Origin of the sequence: Arthrobacter sp. PAMC25564 (assembly GCF_004798705.1) — a bacterium.
GTDB lineage: Bacteria > Actinomycetota > Actinomycetes > Actinomycetales > Micrococcaceae > Arthrobacter.
On sequence record NZ_CP039290.1, the window covers coordinates 3275600 to 3292385 of the forward strand.

The following is a 16786-nucleotide window of genomic DNA, read 5'->3' on the forward strand; positions in this document are numbered from 1 at the left end:
TCACCTATTCGCCACAAAGGGCCGCAATAGGGCACGCCATTCCGGCCATCCGTGGCACATGGCCCGAGCCAGGCCGGAGGCGGGGCCACCAGCCGCAGCCCACGCACCGCCCGCGTGGGCCGTGGAGCGCATCCGCCCCCTCGGCGGCTCCGGGATAAATGCGCTTAGACTGCTCCCATGCCTATCATTCCGGATCAAAAGGACTGGACCTGGGTGCTGTCGCGGCCCTGCCCCGAATGCGGTTTTGACGCCTGTTCAGCCACCCCGGCCACGGCTCCGGGAATGGTCGCCGCCGTGTTGCCACGCTGGCGTGCGGCGCTGCGGCGCCCCGATGTGGCGGAACGCCCCGACGACCCCACCTGGTCGGCCCTCGAGTACGCCTGCCACGTCCGGGACGTCTTCACCTTGTTCGACGACCGCCTGGGCCTGATGGTCAGCGGGGACGACGCCCGGTTCGAAGACTGGGACCAGGACCGGGCGGCCGTGGAGAAGGATTACGCCCATGCCGATCCGGCCGGAGTCAGCGCGGAACTCACCGCTGCAGGCGAACGGATTGCCGCCTCCTTCGCCAGCATTCCGGTGGAGCAGTGGGGCCGCAAGGGGACCCGCAGCAACGGTTCGGTGTTCACCGTCCTGACCTTCGCGCAGTACTTCCTGCACGACGTCGTCCATCACCTCCACGATGTGGACGGGTAGCGCGTGAACCGGTAGCGCACGGACCGCCGGCCGCACCGTCCGGGGCAACTTTGCGCCCGGTTCCGGCAGCGTGGCGGCGGTCCGACGGCGTGTCCGTGGCCTAACTGCCCCCGGACGGCACCGGAACGGGGGCAGCTGCCGGGGCATGGTCAAGGTCGAGGCGGCTGTCGTCGGGGCCGATGTCCTCCGGGTTGTGCGTCACGAGGACGACGGTCCTCCCCCGCAGCCCGTACCGCAATTCGGCCAGCATCGCCCGGCCGGACTCCGCATCCAGGTGCGCCGTGGGCTCATCGAGCAGGATCACATCCGCCCCCGTCATGAGGGTGCGGGCGACGGCCAGGCGCTGGCGTTCGCCGCCGCTGAGGAAGGCGCCGCCGGGTCCGATCCGCGTGTCCAGCCCGCCTTCCAGCCCTTCGATCAGCGGGCCGAGGCCGACGGCGGCCAGGGCCTCCCGCATCCGGGCCTCCGAAGACGCCCGCGCAGCCCCTGCCACGCCACCAGGGCCGGCGGACTCCGGGCCGGGCAGGCCCAGCATGAGGTTGCCGCGGATGGTGGAGTCGAAGAGGTGTGCCTCCTGCGGGCACCACGCGGCCCTTCCGCTGAGCAGGATGCGGCCGCTTGCTGCCGGGAGGAAGCCCAGGACGACGGCGAGCAGGGTGGATTTTCCGGAGCCCGAGGCACCGGTGACGGAGAGCCAGCGCCCCGGTTCCGCGGCGGCGGTGAGCCCGGTGAAGACCGGCGGCCCGCCTGGCCACGCTGCCGCCAGGTCCAAGAGTTCGATCCCGGGTTTGCCGCCGGGCCGTGCGGCCACCGGGACGAGGCCGCCGGTAACCCCGGCGTCGGTGTCGTCTGACTCGTCGAGGACCCCGGCGGCGCCGATCCGGCGCAGCACCGCGCGGAGTGCCGGGTACTGGCGGACCGCCGTCGTGATCGCCGCGTAGGGTTCCACGAGCGCAAGCTGCAGCAGCACAACGACGGCCACCGTGGCGGGTTCCACGGCGCCGGCGAGGACCAGCGGCGCGGCGAGCACGGCGCTGGCGAGGGCTGCCGTCCCGCAGGCCAGCACCGTGATGCCCTGGCCGAGGCCTTCCGCCCAGGCGGAACGCTGCGAGGCCGCGGTTGCGGCGCGGTCGGCCAGGCCGATGGCTTCAAGTACCGGGGCGGTGACGCCGTTGGCGTGGAGCTCCGCCCGGGCGTCGAGCGCTGCGGCGACATCCCGGAGGACCCCGGAGCGCAGACGCTGTTCGGTCCGGGCCGACATCCGGTCCGCCGCGAGTGCCAGGGCCGGGGCTGCCACGAGGCTCAGCAGGGCGGCGGCCACCAGGGCCGGCAGCGCCGCCGGCAGCAGCACGCCGATGCCAAGGACCGCCGCGGCCGCGACGGCCAGGCCGGTCAGCGGCGGAAGGACCACCCGGGGCAGCAACTCCCGGACCGTGTCGACGTCGTCCACCACGGTGCCCAGGACGTTGCCGCCCTGCAGGAGCCTGCGAAGGGACAGGGCGCGGCGGCTCAAGGACTCCCAGAGCCGGCCGCGGAGCCGGGTCAGCGCGGAGAAGACCGCATCATGAAGCAGCAGCCGCTCGGCGTAGCGCAGGGCAGCACGCCCGACGCCGAAGAACCGCACGCCCACGATAGCGGCAAGCAGGTACAGGATGGGCGGCTGTTCGCTGGCGCGGATGATGAGCCAGCCGGAGAGCCCCGCCAGCGCGACGGCGAACAGGGCAGCCAGGGTCCCCACGACGCCGGCGGCGGCGAACTTTGCCGCCACGGGGGCGAGCAGCCGGCGCAGCCGTGCCGGTGTGCTGTCGTTTGTTGCGTCATTGCCTGCGCTCGGGCCCGGGACAGCCGTTTCCGGGAGCCCCGCGGCGGGGCTGCCGGCGGGCCGGCCTCCCTCTGCCTCCGGGGCCGCCGCAGACACTGGTTCCCCTGCGCGCAGCGGCACCGCATCCGGCGCGGGGACGGCGGATCCCGGCGCCACGGACACCAGTCCGTCCGCCAGTTCCCGGGTCTGCCGGTCGTGGGCCACGAGCAGCACCGTGACCTTGCCGCGCAAACCGGCGATGGCCCGGCTGACCACGGTGGCAGATTCCCGGTCCAGGTGGGCGGTGGGTTCATCCAGCAGCAGGACGGTGGCTCCGGCCTCGATCCGGGCCAGGCCGCGGGCCAGCGCCACGCGGCGCAGCTCCCCCGGGCTGAGTTCGGCCGGGTGTTTCGCGGCGAGGTGCTCTGCGGCGCAGGCCGCCAAACAGCGGCGTGCCGCAGCATCAAACCCGGCGTCAGCCCCGCCGGTTCCTGAAGCCGCATCGCCCAGATACAGCCGGATCTCGGCCAGGACGGTCGGGGCCACCATGACGGGATGCTGCGGCACCCAGGCGAGGTCCGCCGTCGTGAATCCTTCGAGCCGGCCGCTGACGGCGGTGCCGCCGCCGGCCCCGATGGTGCCGGCCAGCACACCGAACACGGTGCTCTTGCCGGCTCCGCTGGCTCCGTCGAGGGCTGTGATCCGGCCGGCCGCCGCCGTGAAGCTCAGCGGCCCGACGGCGGCGTCCCTCCTGCCGCCGTAGCGGACCGTCAGCCCTCGCACCGTGACGGCGGGAGGCTTGGCTGCTTGGCCAGGCGCGGTGCGCTGCGGGTCGGCGGGGACCAGCGGCACGGCTTCGGGTGCTTCGAGGACGTTGGTGGTTTCGGCGAGCGCCGCGCGGCCGTCGTCGCTCGCGTGGTGGGCGGTGCCGAGTTCCCGGAGCGGAAGGTAGCAGTCGGGGGCCAGGATCAGCGCCAGAAGCCCGGCCTCGAGGGCCATGTCCCCGTTGACCAGCCGGACGCCGATGAAGACGGCAACCACGGCAACCGAGATGGTGGCGATGAGTTCAAGGGCCAGGGCGGAGAGGAACGCGGTGCGCAGGGTCCCCATGGTCCGGAAGCGGTACTCCTCGGAGATGTCCTCGAGGGCCTTCCGCTGCGCGGTGGCCCGGCCCAGGCCCACCAGGACGGGGAGGCCCTTGGCGAGTTCGAGCATGTGGCCGGACAGCCGGGACAGCGCAGACTGCGCCTCCTTGACCCGTTCGTCGGTATAGCGCCCGATCAGGACCATGAACAGCGGCACGAGCGGCACGGTCAACACGATCACGACGGCGCTGATCCAGTCCGCGAACACGATCCGTGCCCCGAGCAGCAACGGGATGGCCGCGCAGTTCACCAGGGCGGGCAGGAACTGGGTGTAGTAGCTGTCGAGGGCGTCCAGTCCCCGAGTGGCCAGGACGGCCAGTCCGCCGTCGGAAGGGCCTGCGGTTCGGGTCCCGTTGCGGAGTGCGCGCCCGAGCAGCCGGGAGCGCAGCTCCTCCTTGACGCCGAGTGCGGCACGGCGTGACGCGACGGTCTGGGCCCAGACGGTCAGGGACCGCAGGATGACCCCGGCGAGGCCCCAGCTGAGTTGTTCGCCCCAGCCGGCGCTGTGGGTCATCAGTCCGGCGAGCATCGAGGCGACCGCCTGTCCCATCAGCACGAGCGACAGGGCCTTCAGGGCGGACAGCAGGCCCAGCAGGTAGAGGGCGGAACGTGTTGCGGGGCCGGCCGGGAACTGCGGTCTCATCTGGTGTCAGTCCTTGGGTGCCAGCGCTTTGGCGGCGATCGCGGGAAGGAAGCTGTGGGCCTCGGGGATATGGGCCGCGCTCACCCGGCGCCGGAACACCCAGTAGGTCCAGGCCTGGTAGGCCAGCACCAGCGGCAGCCCGATGCAGGCGACAACGGTCATCAGGCCCAGCGTGTAGTCCGAGGAAGAGGCGTTGGAGATTGTCAGGTTGAACGCCGGGTTCAGGGTGGACGGCAGCACCACGGGGAAGGCTGCGCCGAAGATCGAGGCGCTGCCGAGGAGCAGGAAGACGCCGAGGGCCAGGAAGGCACGCCCCTCGGCCCCGGTGCGGGCGAAGTTCCACGCGACGGCCGCCGCGACGACGGCGGCGACGACAGCGGCGATGGTCCAGGCCTTACCACTGAGCAGTTGCAGGCTCACCGCCCAGCCGGCAATCGGCAGCAGGAGCACCGGCAGCAGCCGGACGAACCACCGGCGCGCCCGGTGGCGGACGTCGCCGTCGGTCTTCAAGGCCAGGAAGGCGAGCCCGTGCAGGAGGGAGAAGCAGACGACGGCGAGGCCGCCGAGCACGGCGTAGGCGTTGAACCAGGCGAACGGGCCGCCCTCGCGGTCGCCGTTGGCGTTCAGCGGCAGGCCCGTGGTGGTGAGCGCCAGTGCGGCGCCGACGCCGAAGGCCGCCACGAGGGAACCGGCCGAGATGGCCCAGTCCCAGCGGGCGCGCCACTGCGGGGTGTCCACCTTCCCGCGGTATTCGAAGGCCACCGCGCGGAAGATGAGCGCCACGAGCACCAGCAGCAGCGGCAGGTAGAGCGCGGAGAACAGGGATGCATACCAGAGCGGGAAGGCCGCGAAGGTTGCGCCACCCGCGGTCAGCAGCCATACCTCATTGCCGTCCCAGACCGGCCCGACGGTATTGAGCAGGACGCGGCGTTCGGTGTTGTTCCGGGCGAATCCCTTCATCAGCATGCCGACGCCAAGGTCAAAGCCCTCGAGAAAGAGATAGCCCGTCCACAGCACCGCGATGGCAATGAACCAGATGGTGGGTAGCAGTTCCATGCTGAGAATCCTCTGCGCTTCGTAGTTTTCGAATGCCTAGTAGGCGAATGCCAGGACGTCGTCGGCCCCGGGCCCGCCGGCGCCCGGCGTTCCGTCCCCGGGCGGGACGTCCTTGCCGGCCGCGTGCGTGAGCTCAGGCATGGCCGAGACCACGCCGCCGCGGATGTACTGGACCAGGAGCTTGACCTCGACCACCAGCAGCACCGCATAGACGGCGGTCAGCACCACGAGGGAGGTGATCAGCTCGCCCGCGGAGACCCCGGGTGAGACGGCCGCAGCGGTGAACATAAAGACCTGGTCGATGCCGCTGGCATCAGGGTTCGGAGCAACGACGAAGGGCTGGCGGCCCATCTCGGTGAAGATCCAGCCCGCGGCGTTGGCCCCGAACGGTGCCAGAATGCCGAAGACCGCCACCCGCATGAGCCCCCGGGAGGCGGGAACGGTTCCCTTGCGGGTGGCCCAGAGCGCCACGAGCGCCGCGAAGGCCGCGATTCCGCCGAAGCCGATCATCATCCGGAATCCCCAGTAGGTGACTTCCATGACGGGCACGTACTGGATCTCCTGCCCGGCCCGGTCGCCGTAGATCGGGTTGTCCGGCAGGTGGGTGCCGTAATCGGCCTTGTACTGGCCCAGGAGGCTGTTCACGCCCTTGACCTCGGTGCTGAAGTCGCCCTTGGCCAGGAAGGAAAGGATGCCGGGGATCTCGATCACGGCCACGACGTCGTCGCAGTTCTTGGATCCAACGTTGCCGAGGCTGAGTACGGAGAAGCCGGTGCCGTCGTGGCAGGCAGCCTCTGCGGCGGCCATCTTCATCGGCTGCTGTTCGAACATGAGCTTGCCCTGGAGGTCACCGGTGAGCGCGGTGCCGGCGAAGGAGATCATGGCGACGACGGCGCCGATCCGCAGCGAGCGGATCCAGACAGCGTGATCGGCGCGGTCGCGTCCCGGGATCGCGGACTCGCCGGGGATCACCTTGCCGTCGGCGTCGACGGTGTCAATGCCGTCGTGGCGGCGGCGCCACAGGTGGTACCAGGCGATGCCGAGCAGGAAGGCGCCGGCGACGGCGAGAGCGCCAAAGAGGGTGTGCGGGACTGCGACGAGAGCGGTGTTGTTGGTGAAGACGGCCCACGCGTCGGTCATGACGGGCCGCCCGTTGATCATTTCGACGCCGACGGGGTGCTGCATCCAGCTGTTCGCCACGATGATGAAGTAGGCGGAGAAGACGGAACCGATCACGGCGATCCAGAGGCAGGCGAGGTGGACGCCGCGCTTGAGCTGCTTCCAGCCGAAGATCCAGAGGCCCAGGAAGGTGGATTCCACGAAGAACGCCAGCAGGGCCTCCATGGCCAGCGGCGCCCCGAAGACGTCCCCGACAAAGCGGCTGTACTCGCTCCAGGCCATGCCGAACTGGAATTCCTGCACGATCCCGGTGGCCACGCCCATGATGAAGTTGATCAGGAAGAGCTTGCCCCAGAACTTGGTCATCCGGAGGTACTCCGGTTTGCCGGTGCGGTACCAGAGCGTCTGGATCAGGGCCACGACGAGGCCAAGGCCGATCGTCAACGGAACCATCATGAAGTGGTAGACGGTGGTGATACCGAATTGCCAGCGTGCGATTTCCAAGGCGTCCAAGGCAGTCCCTACTTTTGGCTAGGCATGAGTAACTTCTACGTTGCGTAGAACAAAGTCTTCTACAGAGTGTAGAACATATCGGCGCATCCCTGCACCCAGACTCCCACGGCGCGACACGCCTCGCAATGGCGCAGCCACAGCGGCGCCACGCAGCACCGCCGCAGCGGCCGGGAGGTGGCCGGGCCCTGCCACGACGCGCCGAAGCGGCCATGTTCTACCTCATGTAGAAAGAATGCGCAAAACGCGGTAAATTTAAGACCGAAGCAATCAGATGCCGCCCCCGGCACGGCAGAAGCGCCACCGGGAGCGGCCGGCAAAGAAGGACGTACGGAATGGCAAGTCTCGGTGAACTGGAACGGGCAGTGATGGATCTGCTCTGGGCAGGCCAAGAGGCTGCAACGGCCAACGCGTTGCGGGACCTGCTCGCGCAGAGCACCCGGTCCGAGGACGGCAGTTCCGGACACGAGGGCAAGGACCTGGCCGTCACCACTGTACTCACCGTGCTCTCCCGCCTGGAGCGGAAGGGCCTGGTCGAACGCGAACGCGGCACCCGCCCGCACCGCTATCAGGCGGTGTCCAGCCGGGCCGACCACACCGCGGAGCTCATGCACGAGGTGCTGGGATCCGCCCCTGACCGCGAGGCTGTGCTGGCGCGGTTCATTGGTTCCGTCACGGACACTGAAGCGGAGACTTTGCGCAAACTGCTGGGCCGCAGCTAGCGCCCGATGTTCTGGACCTCATATCTTCTGGCGGTCCTCGCGATAGTACTGGCGTGGCCGGTGCCTATCCTCCTTTCACGTGCCCAATGGCCCGCACGCTCCCCGTTCACGGCGATGCTGCTCTGGCAGGCCATCGCCCTTGCCGGCGGCCTGTCCATGATCGGCGCCATGCTTGTCTACGGGCTGGAACCGGTCGGGGACAGCCTGTTGGCCGGGCTGACGGCCCTGGCCGGAATGGTCTTCCACAATGCGCCCACCACGGAGCTGGGCTTCTGGCACATCTTCGCGCTCTCCGCCGCCGGGCTCCTGACCGCCCATCTCGTCTTCACCCTGCTGCTGACGTACTACAAGATCCAGCGGCAACGGCGGCGGCACCGCGAACTGCTGGACCTGCTCGCCTCACCGTCCGCTGACGGGCCGGGAACCATGGTGATCAACCTGGACTCCCCCGTCGCCTACTGCCTGCCGGGCGGCGCACGCTCGGTGACCGTGCTCTCCGACGGGCTCATGGCCGCCCTCGAACCCGGCGAACTCCGGGCCGTGCTGATCCACGAAAACGCCCACCTGGGCCAGCGCCATCATCTGCTGTTGTGGGCCTTCGCCGCCTGGCGCCAGGCGCTGCCGTGGCTCCCGACCACCCGGCTGGCGCAGGAATCCGTCAGTTCGCTGATCGAGATGCTCGCCGACGATGTCGCGCTGAGGACCGAAAGCAGGGCCACCCTGATCAAGGCCATCGCCATCGTGGCCAGCGGCGCCCACGGCACCCCTGCCGGCCGGCTGGCGTTCAGCCAGCCTGAGCTGGCGGACTTTGATTCCGGCCAGCCCGGCGCCACCGGCGGTGCCGGCTCGGCCCGTACCACCGCCTCCCGCGTCAGCCGGTTGCTCTCGCCCCGGCCGCCGCTTCCGGAACCGCTCCGCGGGCTGGTTCTTGCCGCCTGCCTCCTGCTGCTCGCGGTGCCGACGGCGCTGCTGATCGTTCCCGGCCTGCTCGGCTGATAAACCGCCTGGAACCCCGGCACGGGTCAGGCGTCGATCCGCTCCCGGTCCAGGCTCGCGGCGCCGGCAATGATGAAGTCCTTGCGCGGTGCGACGTCGGAGCCCATCAGCAGGTCAAAGGTATCCTCGGCCTGCTTGGCATTCTCGATCCCGACCTTGCGCAGGGTGCGGTGCCGCGGGTCCATCGTGGTCTCCGCCAGCTGCCCCGCGTCCATCTCGCCCAGGCCCTTGTACCGCTGGATGGGTTCCTTGTACCGCTTGCCTTCCTGGGCGAGCCTGGCCAGCAGCCCGTGCAGTTCCGCCTCGGAGTAGGTGTAGATCATCTCGTTGGCCTTCTGGCCCGCATTGATGACCTCCACCCGGTGCAGCGGGGGGACGGCGGCGTAGACGCGACCGTGGTCGATCATAGGTCGCATGTAGCGGAAGAACAGCGTCAGGAGCAGTGTCCGGATATGGGCGCCGTCGACGTCGGCGTCCGTCATCAGGATCACCTTGCCGTAGCGGGCCGCGCTGATGTCGAAGCTCCGGCCCGAGCCGGCGCCCACCACCTGGATCAAGGCGGCGCATTCGGCGTTGGAGAGCATGTCCCCCACCGAGGCCTTCTGGACGTTCAGGATCTTGCCGCGGATCGGCAGCAACGCCTGGAAGTCCGAGGACCGTGCCAGCTTGGCCGTGCCGAGCGCCGAGTCGCCTTCCACGATGAACAGCTCGGAGCGCGCGACGTCGTCCGTGCGGCAGTCGGCCAGTTTGGTGGGCATCGAGGAGGTCTCCAGCGCGTTCTTGCGGCGCTGGGTTTCCTTGTGGACGCGGGCCGAGATGCGGGACTTCATCTCGCTGACGATCTTTTCCAGCAGCAGCGCGGACTGGGCCTTGTCGTTGCGGTGCGCCGAGGTCAGCTTGGCGTTGATCTCGTGCTCGACGACCTTGGCCACGATGGCGCGGACGGCCGAGGTGCCCAGGATTTCCTTGGTCTGGCCCTCGAACTGCGGCTCGGCCAGCCGGACGGTCAGCACCGCCGTGAGCCCGGCGAAGATGTCGTCCTTTTCAATCTTGTCGTTGCCGGCCTTGAGCTTGCGGGCGTTGGTCTCCACGGCTTTGCGGAACGTCTTGAGCAGCGCCTGCTCGAAGCCAGACTGGTGCGTTCCGCCCTTGGGGGTGGAAATGATGTTGACAAAGCTGCGCACGGTGCTGTCGTAGCCGATTCCCCAGCGCAGGGCGACGTCGACCTCGCAGTCCCGCTCGACCTCGGCGAGCTGGCTGTGGCCCCTTTCGTCAATGACCGGCACGGTCTCCTTGAACTTCCCGGCGCCGTGCAGGCGCCAGATGTCCGTAACGGCCGGATCGGCGGCGAGGAAGTCAACGAACTCGGAGATGCCGCCGTCGTGGTGGAAGATTTCCTCATGCGGCCCGGACTCGCCCGGCGTGCCGGCAACCTTGCGGTCGTCCCGGACCGTGAGCTTCAGCCCGGGCACCAGGAAGGAAGTCTGGCGGGCCCGGGAGGCGAGCTCGTCGTAGGAGAACCTGGCGTCGGGGGTGAAAATCTGGCGGTCGGCCCAGTAGCGGATCCGGGTGCCCGTGACGCCGCGCTTGGCCTTGCCGATCACGTCCAGCACCGAGCCGTCGACGAAGGGCTCGAACACGGAGGCCGGGTCCGGCTTGGCCCCGGTGTCCTTGAAACGCCCGGGTTCGCCCCGCCGGAAGGACATCTTGTAGGTCTTTCCGCCGCGGTCCACCTCGACGTCCAGCCGGGCCGAGAGGGCATTCACAACGGAGGCGCCGACGCCGTGCAGGCCGCCCGAGGCCGTGTAGGAGCCGCCGCCGAACTTGCCGCCGGCATGGAGCTTGGTGAAGACCACCTCGACGCCGCTCAGCCCGGTCTTGGGCTCGATGTCCACCGGGACGCCGCGGCCGTCGTCGTGGATCTCCACCGAGTTGTCCGCGTGCAGGATGATCTTGATGTCGTGGCCGAAGCCGGCGAGGGCCTCATCCACGGAGTTGTCAATGATTTCCCAGAGGCAGTGCATGAGGCCGCGGGAGTCCGTGGAGCCGATGTACATGCCCGGGCGCTTGCGGACGGCTTCAAGGCCTTCCAACACGGAGAGATGCCGGGCGGTGTAATCAGAACTTGGTGCCACGGATCGTGAACTCCTTCAGGAACGGGACAGCCGCAATCGGACAGTCCGGGGAATTTTGACGCTCTTCCTAGGGTAGTCCGATGGCCGGCCTCCACCGCACCGCCACTCCCCGGAGGCCTGCCACCCACGGTGACGTTACCGAGACGTGATACGCGTACAGCGAAAGTGGGCCATCCAGGCGATGGTTTCGCGGCGAATGCTGGTTATATGGGTATATCGATCTACAAGGAGGCCGAAAATGACAACAGCAGTTGCGGACCGCACACTCACCACCGTTGACCGGTGCGATCGTTGCGGAGCACAGGCATATGTCCGGGTTGTTCTCGGTGCCTCCGGGGGTGAGCTTCTTTTCTGTGGCCACCACGCACGGGCCGTAGAACCGACACTCAGGCCGCTCAGCTCAGACTGGCACGACGAGACGGCCCGCCTTCAGGAGAAGGCACCGGTTCCGGTCGACTAGTCCAGTTGCTTTCCGTTCAGCGGCTCATGGACAGTCTGTCAGCGAGCTGAAGGACTAAGAACCCGGGCTCCTCCGATGAGGAGGGCCCGGGTTTTTTGCTGCCCGCAAACAGCAACGCGGGGTCACACCGGGCCCAATCATCCGAAGATCATGGGCGCGATGTGACCCCGCGTTGCTGTGTTCCGGGCTCTTAGTCCAGGTAGTCGCGCAGCACCTGTGACCGCGACGGGTGCCGCAGCTTGGACATCGTCTTGGATTCGATCTGGCGGATCCGCTCACGCGTGACGCCGTAGACCTTGCCGATTTCGTCCAGTGTCTTCGGCTGTCCGTCGGTCAGCCCAAAGCGCATCGCGACCACACCGGCTTCACGTTCGGAGAGCGTGTCCAGCACCGAGTGCAGCTGTTCCTGCAGCAGGGTGAAGCTCACGGCATCCGCCGGGACGACAGCCTCGGAGTCCTCGATGAGGTCACCGAATTCGGAGTCGCCGTCCTCGCCGAGGGGTGTGTGCAGGGAGATGGGCTCGCGCCCGTACTTCTGGACCTCCACGACCTTCTCCGGAGTCATGTCCAGCTCGAGGGCCAGCTCCTCCGGGGTTGGTTCGCGTCCGAGGTCCTGAAGCATCTGGCGCTGCACGCGGGCCAGCTTGTTGATGACTTCCACCATGTGTACCGGGATACGGATGGTGCGCGCCTGGTCGGCCATGGCGCGGGTGATCGCCTGGCGGATCCACCAGGTGGCGTAGGTGGAGAACTTGAAGCCCTTCGTGTAGTCGAACTTCTCGACTGCACGGATCAGGCCCAGGTTGCCCTCCTGGATCAGGTCCAGGAACAGCATGCCGCGGCCGGTGTAGCGCTTGGCCAGCGACACGACGAGGCGGAGGTTGGCCTCCAGCAGGTGGTTCTTGGCGCGCTTGCCGTCGTGGATGACGAATTCGAGCTCACGCTTGAGCTTCGGATCCATGGTGCCGTCGTCGGCGTTGATCTTTTCCTCGGCAAACAGGCCGGCCTCGATGCGCAGGGCCAGATCCACTTCCTGTTCAGCGTTCAGCAGGGCGACCTTGCCGATCTGCTTCAGGTAGTCCTTAACGGGGTCGGCAGTGGCGCCGGCGGACATGACCTGCTGCACCGGGGCATCGTCGTCGTCGGCATCGGAGTAGACAAAGCCGGAGCCGGTGGTGGCCGCGGCCTTGCCGGCAATCTCTTCGCCGTCTTCTCCGAGTTCGGCAGCGTCGGGCGTCAGATCGTCGAGGTCCTCTTCGACCTCGTCGGAGTCCTCGTCCGAGCCGCCACGGGCGGATTTGCTGGCGGCTTCTGCCGCCGCTTTGGCGCCGGGCTTGGGCCCGCGCTTCTTGGGCTCAGGCTTGGCGGCCGCCGAAGCGGAGTCGCCACCTTCGGCGGAGGCTGCGTCTTTGACAGCCTTGTTGGCTGCACGCGTGGCGGCGCGCTTGGCGTTCGTCGCCGCCTTCTTCTCCTCAGGGGATAATACGGCCTGGTCGGCGGGTTCCTTCTTCGCGGAAGACGGGGTCACAGAAAACCTTTCTAGCGGCGGTCTGTGGAATCACCATACGGGCAACACCACTATGACCCTGTCAAGTCCGTGTTTCACATCAGGTGCAGGCACGGACAGCAGAGCCACTAAGTAGAACTGCCGGGACGGCCGTAATGTTCCCTGTTTCCAAGGTTCGTTACACGCACTTGATACACGGACCCAACCGGGTCTCGGCAACCATTGTCTCACGATTTTCCGGAGCCGTGCCGTCCGGCCGGCGCGGTCCTCGTTTTTCCGGGACCGTATTTTTCCCGGTGCAGCATTTTCCGGCACACCCGGTCAGGCGGCACCCGGCTCGAACTTCTGCCACGCGGCCTCCCGCCGGCCGGCCCAGCCACAGATGGTCCCCCGCCGGCCAAGTTCGGCCAGCAGTTCGGCCAGCCGGTAGCCGGGGCATGTCACGGCTGCCTGCTGGAACAGGGCATCGGCGAACGAGCCCCTGCCCCGACACCATTCGATCCAGCCGCGCGCCGTGAGGCAGGCGGCCCGGGCCTCCCCACCGCAATCCCTGCCCAGCAGCACAAGGACGCGCTCCAGCCGCCCCATCAGCGCCCAATCGGGAACCGGCGGCGCCAGGCCGAGCAGGACGTCGCCGTAGCCGGGAGCCCCGCGAAGGCCGCAGGCGGTGCCGGCCGCATCGCGGGGAGGCCCGAGGGGAGGGAATCCCTCCATCGGCGGCAGCGGCGCGGGCAGGATCGGGGCATCGGGCGGTCCGGCGGCCCTGTCGAACAGGCCGAATTCCGCCGCACCGCGTTCAGCCGCCGCCCCTCCGGCGGCCGCCATTACCAGCACGGCGTCCCGCCAGGCCTGAACGCCGAGGCTGGCGCTCAGGTAGGAGGCGAGCCCCGGGTCAAGCTCCAGGGCATGCCCCTGGCCGGGAATGCCGCCCAGGACCCGCGTCCATACCTCCAGCACCTGCCGGAACTGTGCCCGGTCCTTCCGGCGTCCGGCGAATTCCTGCGACCAGCGCTGTTCGGCCTCAAACGCGGCCGGGTCCGCACACGGCGGGGAGCAGTCGGTCTCGCGGGCGCCGGGTGCCGCGCCCACGATGCTGCCCCGGAAGACCATCTCGGCGTTAAGCCGGCTGTTCCTGATCTCGTCCACGGGGCGCCCGGGCGGGGCGCAGCACGAGGGATCGGTGCAGTAGGCGTTCCGCCAGAACTGCGCCCCGATGATCCAGGCATCCCTCACCGCCATGCCTGATTCCACGAGGGCAAGCTCAAGCACAGCCAAGAGATCCGCCACGGGAACGCCGCCGTCGCCGTCCGTGTCGGTGAAGAAGGCCAGCAGGGTGCCGTCCGCCTCCTCGTCGGCTTGCAGGTAGGACGCCACGGTGCCGGCAAAGCCTGCAATGTCCGTGACACCGCCGGCGGCCGGCAGGTCAACGCGCAGGGTGGCGCCGAGCCGTTTGCCCTGCATGGTCATGGCCACGAGGCTTTTCGACGGCCAGTAGCCCAGCGAGTGCGGGATGAAGCCGAGGATGTCTTCGGGGCCGGTGATTTTCAGGTGTTCGGGAGCTGTCATAAAGCCAGCTTGGCCGCAGCAAGGTCCGGGAGGCAGCCGCGGGTAGCGCTATGTGGAAAACAGCATCAGGACGCCGGTCAGCGGTTCCGCCGGCGCTCCGAGTTGAGCCGGCGCTGCCGGGCGAGCGTGGCGAGCAGCGGCGGCACCAGGACACCCTTCGCGGCCATCTGCCGGCGCACTTTCCGGCGGACGGCAATGATGGCGCCGGCACCTCCCGCCAGCAACAGGAGCTGGACGCTCAGAGCGATCCGGAACGGGTCAAGGGCATATAGCCCGCCCGGGGAGAATCCCGAGGCGTGCAGGACGTCGAGCACGAAGCCGATCAGGAAGATCGCCACGAGCGCGGCCATGAAGCCGCCCACGTTCACGATCCCGGTGGCCGTCCCGATCCGGTGGGCCGGGTTGAAGGTCCTGGCGAAGTCGAAGCCGATCATGGAACCGGGGCCGCCGATGGCCAACACCACCACGAGGCCGGCCAGCAGCCACAAAGGGGACTTCCCCGGGATGAGCAGCACCGCGGCCCAGGCGGCGGCGGTGGCGGCGGCGATCAGCAGCACCATGGTGGACCGGCGCAAGGGGTGCCGGCCGACAAAGCTGCCCATCAGCGGCCCGGCGGCGATGCCGGCGGCCACATACAGTGTCATCAGGGCCGAGACGGTGCCGGTATCCAGCCCCTGCCCGGAAATCAGGAACGGATAGCCCCAGGTCATTGCGAAGACGGTGCCGCTGAACTGGACGGTGAAATGGCTCCACATCCCCAGCTGCGTTCCGGGCTGACGCCAGGCATGCGAGAGCAGGACACCGGTGGCGCGCAGCCCGGCCGACGGTTCCGGGGCGGGATGTCCGGGCGGCAGGTCCTGCAGCAGGACAAGCACCAGCACGACGGCGAGGGCGGACATCGCCGCCAGCGTCAGGAAGGCGGGGGTCCAGCCGGCGGAGTGCAGGATCATCGCGAACGGCACCACGCTGAAGAGCTGCCCGAGCTGGCCTGACATGCCGGTCAGCTGGGTAAGCAGCGGCACCCGGGCCGGGGCGAACCACAGCGGAATCAGCCGGATCACGGAGATGAACGTCATGGCATCGCCGGCCCCCACCAGCACCCGGCCCAGCACGCCGCCCGGGATGCTCTCCGCGAAGGCAAGCTGGAGCTGCCCGAGTGCCATCAGCAGGGCACCTCCCGCAATCATCGCGCGGGAGCCGAAGCGGTCCACCAGCACCCCGACCGGTATCTGCAGCGCCGCATAGACAAGCAGCTGCAGCACCGTGAAGAAGGAGATTTCGGCGGCGCTGGCGTGGAACCGTTCGGTGGCTTCCAGCCCGACGACGCCGAAAGAGGTGCGCTGGCTGACCGCGACCAGGTACGCGAAAATCCCAATGATCCAGATCAGCCAGGCGCGGGGTGAGGTCACTCCTCCATTATGCCCGCCGGCCGGAAAATACTATTTATTAGCCGGGTTCTTTGCGGGCCAGATAGGCCTCCACCGCGGCTCCGAGGGCATCGGCATTGGGCAGCTCATCGTTCTCGTCGGCCAGCAGGGACCGCCGCACGGTGCCCTCGGCCTTCTCGTCATACCTGGCCTCCAGCCGCGACACGACCTGCTGGACCTCTTCGGAGGCCTCAATCTGCTCGGCGATCTGGCGGCCCACTTCCCGGCCCGCCTCGCGGAGGCGGTCGGTGGGGAGCATAAGCGAGGTGGCCGCGCCGAGATATTCGAGTCCGGCGACGGCTGCCGTCGGGTACTCGGCCTCGGCGAGGTAGTGCGGCACATGGATCACGTAGCCGGCAATATTGCGGCCTGCTTCCGTCAGCCGCAGCTCCAGGAGGTGGCCGACGGCGGCGGGCACCTCAACGGTGGGCTTCCAGGCCGAGATTCCCTCGATCAGCTCCGGCCGGTTGCCGTGGACCGTGACGCCGACCGGGCGGGTGTGCGGAACCGGCATGGGGATGGAATGGATCCAGGTGACGAGATTGACGTCCAGTTCCCGGACGATCCCGACGACGGCGCGGGCGAACCGCTCCCATTGCAGGTCCGGCTCGAATCCGGCGAGCAGCAGGAACGGGCTGCCCAGCCCGTCGATGAGCCGGTAAAGCGCCAGGCTCGGGGCCTGGTAGTCCTGCAGATGGTCTTCGACGAAGCTCACCTGCGGACGCCGGGTCCGGTAGTCGATGAGCTGGTCGGCATCGAATTCGGCAATCATCTCCGCATCGAGGGTGTCCAGCATTTCGGCGGTGATCTGCCGGACGACATGGCCGGCATCGGCGAATCCGGTGAACCCCATGATCAGGTTCAGTCCCCGCAGCTCCGGGCTGTGGAACAGCGCGTCATCACGCAGGTAAAGCGATCCGGGGTCCAGCAATGAGCCGGAAATCCGTTCAATCACGGCATGTTCCTTTCGTCGTAGTCAGTGGGAGCGGCCGGATGGGCCCTG

General features: G+C 68.5%; 12 protein-coding genes. 4 read left to right on the plus strand and 8 right to left on the minus strand.

Annotated features, from left to right (window positions below; translation table 11 throughout):
• The first annotated feature begins 177 nt into the window (after nucleotides 1-177).
• Nucleotides 178-696, plus strand: a complete 519-nt coding sequence (locus E5206_RS15325; protein WP_136323232.1) for a DinB family protein — start codon at nucleotides 178-180, stop codon at nucleotides 694-696.
• A gap of 100 nt (nucleotides 697-796) precedes the next feature.
• On the opposite strand, the gene cydD is transcribed toward E5206_RS15325, so the two are convergent.
• Genes cydD through E5206_RS15340 form a run of 3 tightly spaced genes read right to left on the minus strand, consistent with a single transcriptional unit; the run spans nucleotide 797 to nucleotide 6973 of the window.
• On the minus strand, nucleotides 797-4285 hold the full coding sequence (gene cydD, locus E5206_RS15330) for a thiol reductant ABC exporter subunit CydD (protein ID WP_136323233.1): 3489 nt from the start codon (nucleotides 4283-4285) through the stop codon (nucleotides 797-799).
• 6 nt (nucleotides 4286-4291) lie between these two features.
• Nucleotides 4292-5341, minus strand: a complete 1050-nt coding sequence (gene cydB / locus E5206_RS15335; RefSeq protein ID WP_136323234.1) for a cytochrome d ubiquinol oxidase subunit II — start codon at nucleotides 5339-5341, stop codon at nucleotides 4292-4294.
• A 36-nt stretch (nucleotides 5342-5377) separates the two neighbouring features.
• A complete protein-coding gene (locus tag E5206_RS15340; protein ID WP_136323235.1) occupies nucleotides 5378-6973 on the minus strand; it encodes a cytochrome ubiquinol oxidase subunit I in 1596 nt (531 codons plus the stop codon).
• 332 nt (nucleotides 6974-7305) lie between these two features.
• On the opposite strand from E5206_RS15340, the gene E5206_RS15345 reads away from it, so the two are divergent.
• Nucleotides 7306-7692 (plus strand): BlaI/MecI/CopY family transcriptional regulator, encoded by a 387-nt coding sequence (locus tag E5206_RS15345; RefSeq protein ID WP_136323236.1) that lies wholly within the window; start codon nucleotides 7306-7308, stop codon nucleotides 7690-7692.
• Between the two features lie 6 nt (nucleotides 7693-7698).
• Complete coding sequence (locus E5206_RS15350) at nucleotides 7699-8688, plus strand: M56 family metallopeptidase (protein WP_136323237.1); 990 nt, start codon at nucleotides 7699-7701, stop codon at nucleotides 8686-8688.
• 26 nt (nucleotides 8689-8714) lie between these two features.
• On the opposite strand, the gene E5206_RS15355 is transcribed toward E5206_RS15350, so the two are convergent.
• Nucleotides 8715-10823 carry a DNA topoisomerase IV subunit B gene (locus E5206_RS15355; RefSeq protein WP_136323238.1) on the minus strand — a complete coding sequence of 703 codons (2109 nt, stop codon included), beginning with the start codon at nucleotides 10821-10823 and terminating at the stop codon, nucleotides 8715-8717.
• Between the two features lie 238 nt (nucleotides 10824-11061).
• Here E5206_RS15355 and E5206_RS19660 point away from each other — a divergent pair, with 238 nt between their 5' ends.
• Nucleotides 11062-11283: a hypothetical protein gene (locus E5206_RS19660; protein WP_136323239.1), complete on the plus strand. Its 222-nt coding sequence runs from the start codon at nucleotides 11062-11064 to the stop codon at nucleotides 11281-11283.
• A gap of 190 nt (nucleotides 11284-11473) precedes the next feature.
• On the opposite strand, the gene E5206_RS15365 is transcribed toward E5206_RS19660, so the two are convergent.
• From E5206_RS15365 to E5206_RS15380, 4 genes are all read right to left on the minus strand, one after another.
• Complete coding sequence (locus E5206_RS15365) at nucleotides 11474-12811, minus strand: RNA polymerase sigma factor (protein ID WP_136323240.1); 1338 nt, start codon at nucleotides 12809-12811, stop codon at nucleotides 11474-11476.
• A gap of 300 nt (nucleotides 12812-13111) precedes the next feature.
• A complete protein-coding gene (locus tag E5206_RS15370) occupies nucleotides 13112-14356 on the minus strand; it encodes a DUF4192 family protein (RefSeq protein WP_136323241.1) in 1245 nt (414 codons plus the stop codon).
• Between the two features lie 77 nt (nucleotides 14357-14433).
• Entirely contained in the window at nucleotides 14434-15765 is a 1332-nt protein-coding gene (locus tag E5206_RS15375) for an MFS transporter (RefSeq protein WP_136323242.1), read from the minus strand.
• A gap of 37 nt (nucleotides 15766-15802) precedes the next feature.
• A complete protein-coding gene (locus tag E5206_RS15380) occupies nucleotides 15803-16738 on the minus strand; it encodes a PAC2 family protein (protein WP_136323243.1) in 936 nt (311 codons plus the stop codon).
• Nucleotides 16739-16786 lie beyond the last annotated feature (48 nt).